This window comes from Calditrichota bacterium, assembly GCA_013152715.1.
In the GTDB taxonomy this organism is placed as follows: Bacteria; Zhuqueibacterota; Zhuqueibacteria; order Thermofontimicrobiales; family Thermofontimicrobiaceae; genus 4484-87.
The window spans coordinates 1-5599 of sequence record JAADFU010000135.1 but is presented as its reverse complement, the minus strand read 5'-3'; the positions used below and the strand labels follow the sequence as shown (position 1 = coordinate 5599).

The following is a 5599-nucleotide window of genomic DNA, read 5'->3' as shown; positions in this document are numbered from 1 at the left end:
GAAACTTTCGGCTGTTGATTCAAATCAGGTTCCGTATAAGTTTATAATATGTTTGCTTAAAAACTCCAAAAGGCTACATACCGTTACGTTCTCATGAATCTGATATGTCTCTGACTTTGGAGTTATAATAAAATTGGTCTTTGATTTCAGATCATTGATCGCAATGAGAAAGCCTTTGGATAATCGTGGCGCCGTAGTATATTTTATTTCAATACATGCAATGACTTTGTTGCCCCGCGTTAAAATCAAATCACTTTCAGTGCCATTATGAGTGCGATAATAATATAAATCTATTTCGCCGGGCACTATTTGTTTGATTTGCTCTATGACATAACCTTCCCAGGAATTTCCTATAATAACATTTCCCTGTAAATCCTCAAAACTTATGATACCGACAAGGTGGTGTAAGATGCCGCTATCTCTGATGTAAATCTTCGGCGATTTCACTAATCTTTTTTTTATGTTCGTATAATAGGGTTGCAACCGATGGATAATAAAAGCTGACTCTAAAAATTCAACATAGCGATTAATTGTGGGTATTGTCACTCCCAGCGCTCTGGCAAAGTTGCTGGCGTTCCAAATTCCTCCGTGAAAATGAGCCAGCATTGACCACAATCTCCTCATCAAAATAGGCGTGACTGACAGACCAAGCATAGGCAAATCTCTTTCGATGTAAGTCCGGATGAAATTTCTGATCCAGATTCGATGTAATTCCTCATCCGCCAATAAAAATGATTCCGGAAAACCGCCCTTGAACCAATGGCTGTTCATGTCAAAGTCAGCAGCAACTTCTGTGAGATTAAACGGATTTAATACCTGGTAAACAATTCTGCCAGCCAGAGACTCTGAACTTTGTTTCAACAAATCCGGTGAAGCAGAGCCTAAAATAATAAAGCGTCCCGGTACCCTTTTTTTATCGATCAGCCCTCGCAAAACAGGAAACAGATGTGGCATTTGCTGAATTTCATCTAAAACAACGCACTTGTCAACATGTTGCTCAAGGTAAAGCTGTGGTTCATATAGCTTACTTTGATCTTCCTCTAACTCAAGATCCAAATAAATACACTCTCTGTCAATTTGATTCATCAAATGTTTTGCCAGTGTGGTCTTACCAACCTGCCGCGGCCCGACAATACCGACAGCCGGGAAATTATTGATCAGCTTGAGGAGTTGGGATGTAATAGCGCGCTCAACAAACATGAGTAAGCTCTTCCATGAAATTTTAAATTTATATTTTAGATTTTCATGGTAAAATAGGCAAATTTATTTTAAAATGCAACATAAAAATCTAAAGTAAAATAAACTGATGCAAGATTTTATATCAAGGTTTCTATTGTGTTAACTTATTGAAATTCAATGGTTTATTTTAAAGCCGATGAATCGGCTAATGGAAATTAGGTTCAGATTGTACTATCACCCGAATTAACAGGCTGTCTAAAAACTGTTTTCGTTAGCTGATTTTATGCTTCATGTTGTGATGCCATTTTTAAAAATGTCTATATGTAGGGAATGCAAATTTGCATTCCCTACTTTTCGGACAACCTGTTAATTCGGGTGCTCATACAAAAGAATCCATTCATTCCATGTATCCCAATCCGCGTAAGCGCTGCCTCACCAGGTCGTCGCTTTCATCGGTGGATTTTTGCATCACATTTCCTTTTTGCTCGCCCTTCATCCGGCGAACAGGTTTTTCTTTCAAGACTTCGGGCGACAGCGCCGACGTCAGCACTTTTCCGTCCATGTCGTCGGGAAGCAGCAAATCCATCAGATACAAAACAGTCGGCGCAATGTCGATGATTTCAGCGCCGTCAACGACGCCGCCCTGGCGAAAGTCAGGCCCTGCCGCGGCAAAAACACCCGATGGATGATGACTGAAAAATTCCTTTTGTTCCAAAACGCGCGCCGAAAAGGAGCTGCTTGACCAGTACCGGCGCGATTTAAAAATGATGTCCGGTGCCTCGTCCGCTTTGTCGCCGTGGTAAATTGCTTCTTTGGGCAGCGCGTAATCAAAAATCCGCTCGCCGGAGTCATCTTTCAATTCTTTGAGTTCAAAAATGATTCTCGCCCGCAACGCCAGGTAATCCGCATCGTCCACCGCGCCGTCGGTGAAGCGATTTTTTCGATTCAAATATATTCCGCTCGACTCGCCCGATGTACAAAAAGCCCGCGTATTGGAAAAATCGGGCGCCACTTCCACGCGCACTTGCAGCGACAATTTGTCGCGCAGCATCTGGTAAAATTTTATGCCAATTTTATTGAAAAAACGATTGCTCAAAATAATTTTCCGCATCCAAAAAGGCACAAAAATCTGCTTCCATTTTTTTTCGTAGGCGTCGTTCAAATCAGCGACCACCTGATGGGCGTCCGCTTCGCCATTCGTCTGATTTTTCAACGTCAAATATCCGCGCTGCTGAAGCCATTCGTTCACAAAAAACGTCCCCTGAAAAACCTGAAACCCATGGTCGGAAATGATGATCAAATTCGTGGATTCGTCCAAACTATCGAAAAACCACGCTAAATATTCATCGACATCGTCAAAATATTTCAACAGCGGACTGCTTTCATCACTTTTCTCCGCAAGCAGCGCGTCCAAAGCGACGTGTTGCAGCCAATCCACGCCGCTGAACAGCAGAAAAAAGAAATCCCAATCGCGCTGAAAAAGCTGCTGCGCGCTCTGAAAGCGAATCTTTTCCACGGCGCGGATGTCTTCAAAATATTCGCGCAGTTTTTTTTGGGCGAGCAAATTCATGTCCGGCGTGATGCGATATTTTTTGAGCAAAGGAATTTCTTCACGAAGATTTTCCGGAAACACGCACTGCTCACCTTTTGTCAAAAGACTGGTGACGGTAACTCCCTCTGTCCGGGGAGGATAACTGACCGGCAAATTCACGAGCACAATTTTCTTACCATTTTCGACAAGATATTCGTAAAAAGTTTTTCCCTCAATTCGCTCCGTGCTGATTGTCCGCAGCCGGGAAAGGGAAGCGTCGGGAAAAGTGAAATCGAAACAGCCGTGCTTGCCGGGATTTTTTCCGGTGGCAAAAGAGACCCACGCCGGACCTGTCACCGGCGGCACCGTGGACTTCAAATCTCCGTGTACACCAGCGGACAAGATGCGCTGCAAATTTTTCATTTTGCCTTTTGCCATCAACCTGTCAAATACAGTCCAGGTACCGCCATCAAGGCCGAGGATGATTGTCTTTTTTCTTCGTGGCTCCGTGTCTTTGCGTGGTGATATCTTTTCTACTTCCATCTCAGCGCCCTCAAAACAAATCGATCCTGCTCATCAACTCCTAATATACGCAAAATTATCAAATATCCTGTGACGACTGTCAAGGTTAAGACAAATATTTTCAAAACAATTAATTGACCGCCCCATTGCTGAATGAAAAAATAGCTGGCGATGACGATCAAAATTCCCGCCAAAAGTGGTTTGAAAAAAGCCTTTTCGTAGGGATGAATTTTCAAATAACTGCGCACCTGCGCCAGCATCAGCCAGTTGATCAGCATCACGGAAATCGCCGTTGCCGCCGCGGCGCCGTTGATGCCGAAGCGGGGAATGAAAAAAATATTCAAAACGACATTCAATGCGCTCAAAGCAATCGTATCCCAGAGAGCGACTTTTTCCTTTTCCGCCATGGTCAGCATGTAGCGTACCGACCCCACCGAAGCGTTGATGAGATAACCGGCGGAGAGCAGCGCCAGTGCAAAAAAACCCGAACTAAATTTCGCGCCGAACAGGGAAAGCACATCTTTTCCTAACAAAATCATCAGCAAAAACACCGGTAAACTCAAGCTAAAAATCCAGCGCGTCACTGTTTTGAACAATCGTTCCAATTCGTCAATTTTTCCCTGATGATAGAGCTGCGAAATCCGCGGCGCAAAAATCGAGGTGAAAGCCATGAGCACAAAATTGACAAAAAAGGCGGTTTTCGCGGCGGCGCTGTAAATTCCGACCTCTTCTGCCGTCCGGAAATAGCCGACCATGACCGTATCCGTCCACATCAGCACCATGGAAAGGATGTTAATCATCACCAGCGGCAGGGAAAAATGCAACAGCTCCCGCGTGGCAAATTGTGGACGTATTTCCTTGTTGGAGATCGCCGGAAATAATTTTTTCAACGCCAGAAAGCCGACAATAGCGGCGCAGAAAAAAGAAATCACGTAGGCCAGCGCCGGCGCGGCAAGTTTTTTCCCGGCAAAGATGAACGCCAGAAACAAAACAACGTTCAACGTCGGGTTGACGAAAAATTCCACGACGCTGCGATATTTCATGGTGTGAAACGCCTGCGTGCCGGAGATGAAAATCCACATCATGCCGGAAAAAGGAATTCCCAGCGAGATAATTTTCATCACGAACGCCAGACCCGGCTTGTGAAACACCTGCTGCGCCAAAAAATCAGCGCCGAGCCACAAAATCGCCGCCGCCGCAATGGCTGCCGTCAAAGTGAATTGCAAAGAACGAACCAGCACGCCTTTTATTCTGCCGATCTCTTTGTGCATGGGAATGAACTTGAGCACGCCGGTCTCCAACCCCAGCCGCGAGAACATGGAGACAAATTCCACAATGACGACCGCCAAAAAGAACACGCCCATGCCGTCGGCACCCAGAAATCGCGCCAGCAAAAAAACGTACAAATAGCGAAGCAAAGCATTGAAAATCCTGCCGACGAGATCGATGCGCGCGCCGGCAGCGATTAATTTCAGATTTTTATCAGATTCAGAAATCAGGTTTTTTGAAGAAAACTGATTTCTCCTGCTTTTTTCTCTTCCCGCCATCCTAAAAATTCATCCCCAGCGAAGTCCACAAACTCAGCGAGGAGGTGCTCTGCGCTTGCCCGCTGCGGGTTTTCTCAGTCGTTCGCAAAAAAATTATTCCCGCCCGAAAATAAATTTGTGGCAAAAATTCATACTCAATGCCCCAGCTCGCATCAAGTTGATCGACGCGGCGGCCAGCAAGAAATTTCGTCTCCGACCCTGCTTCTTCAGTCCAAAACTTCTCGATGTCGCCGCCGACGTTTTCACCTTCGCTATTTTCACCATAACGGCGGAACTGAAACTCAGCGCTGATGCGAAAACGAAAATGGGGATAAAAATTTGCCCGCAGCCAAAGCAGATCGCTGTTGGGGCCTGTCCAGTGTCCCAGCGTTGAGGCGTAATGGCTGTAATTTACGGAATTTTCGTGGGAATAGACAAACGGGCGCAACCGCACGTATTCGGCGCGAAAATCGAAATCAGGAACCAACGGCACTTTTGCCCAAAAAACACCCGTTAGATAGCCAAACTTATTTCCGTACCAGTCCGTTCCTAATTTTGTAGTTGTAATATCGTCCAGCAGCAACTCGCCGTAAATTGCAACATTATTGAAAGGTAAAAGCCTGAAATCTGCGGACATCATCATGTTATCCGGACTGCCCAAATAGTGCTCGGCGCTGCGCAAAAACATCACCGGATTCAAGTACGCCGGCTCGAAGCTTCTGCCTTTGAAAATGACAGTCTCGGACAATCCCAGCGACAGCCAGAAGACGGGATTTATTTCCAGCCGATGCCCAGCGAAATATTTTTTCGCCTGCAGGGAATCTTCTCGGGTTTCATGATA

The 5599-nt window shown here is 45.5% G+C and carries 4 protein-coding genes; all 4 read right to left on the bottom strand.

The annotated features are described in order from the left end of the window. Positions 1–24: 24 nt before the first annotated feature. Positions 25–1200, bottom strand: a complete 1176-nt coding sequence (locus tag GXO74_10975; protein NOZ62195.1) for an ATP-binding protein — start codon at positions 1198–1200, stop codon at positions 25–27. 376 nt (positions 1201–1576) lie between these two features. After that, entirely contained in the window at positions 1577–3253 is a 1677-nt protein-coding gene (locus GXO74_10970; protein ID NOZ62194.1) for a hypothetical protein, read from the bottom strand. Then, positions 3244–4779, bottom strand: a complete 1536-nt coding sequence (locus tag GXO74_10965; protein NOZ62193.1) for a flippase — start codon at positions 4777–4779, stop codon at positions 3244–3246. The genes GXO74_10970 and GXO74_10965 overlap by 10 nt, the downstream gene beginning before the upstream one ends. Position 4780: 1 nt before the next feature. Beyond that, the coding region (locus GXO74_10960) for a capsule assembly Wzi family protein (protein NOZ62192.1) at positions 4781–5599 on the bottom strand (819 nt) is incomplete at its 5' end.

Coding starts and splice junctions, on each gene's coding strand:
- GXO74_10975 (NOZ62195.1), bottom strand. CDS start 1,200: ATGTTTGTTGAGCGCGCTATTACATCCCAACTCCTCAAGCTGATCAAT.
- GXO74_10965 (NOZ62193.1), bottom strand. CDS start 4,779: ATGGCGGGAAGAGAAAAAAGCAGGAGAAATCAGTTTTCTTCAAAAAAC.
- GXO74_10970 (NOZ62194.1), bottom strand. CDS start 3,253: ATGGAAGTAGAAAAGATATCACCACGCAAAGACACGGAGCCACGAAGA.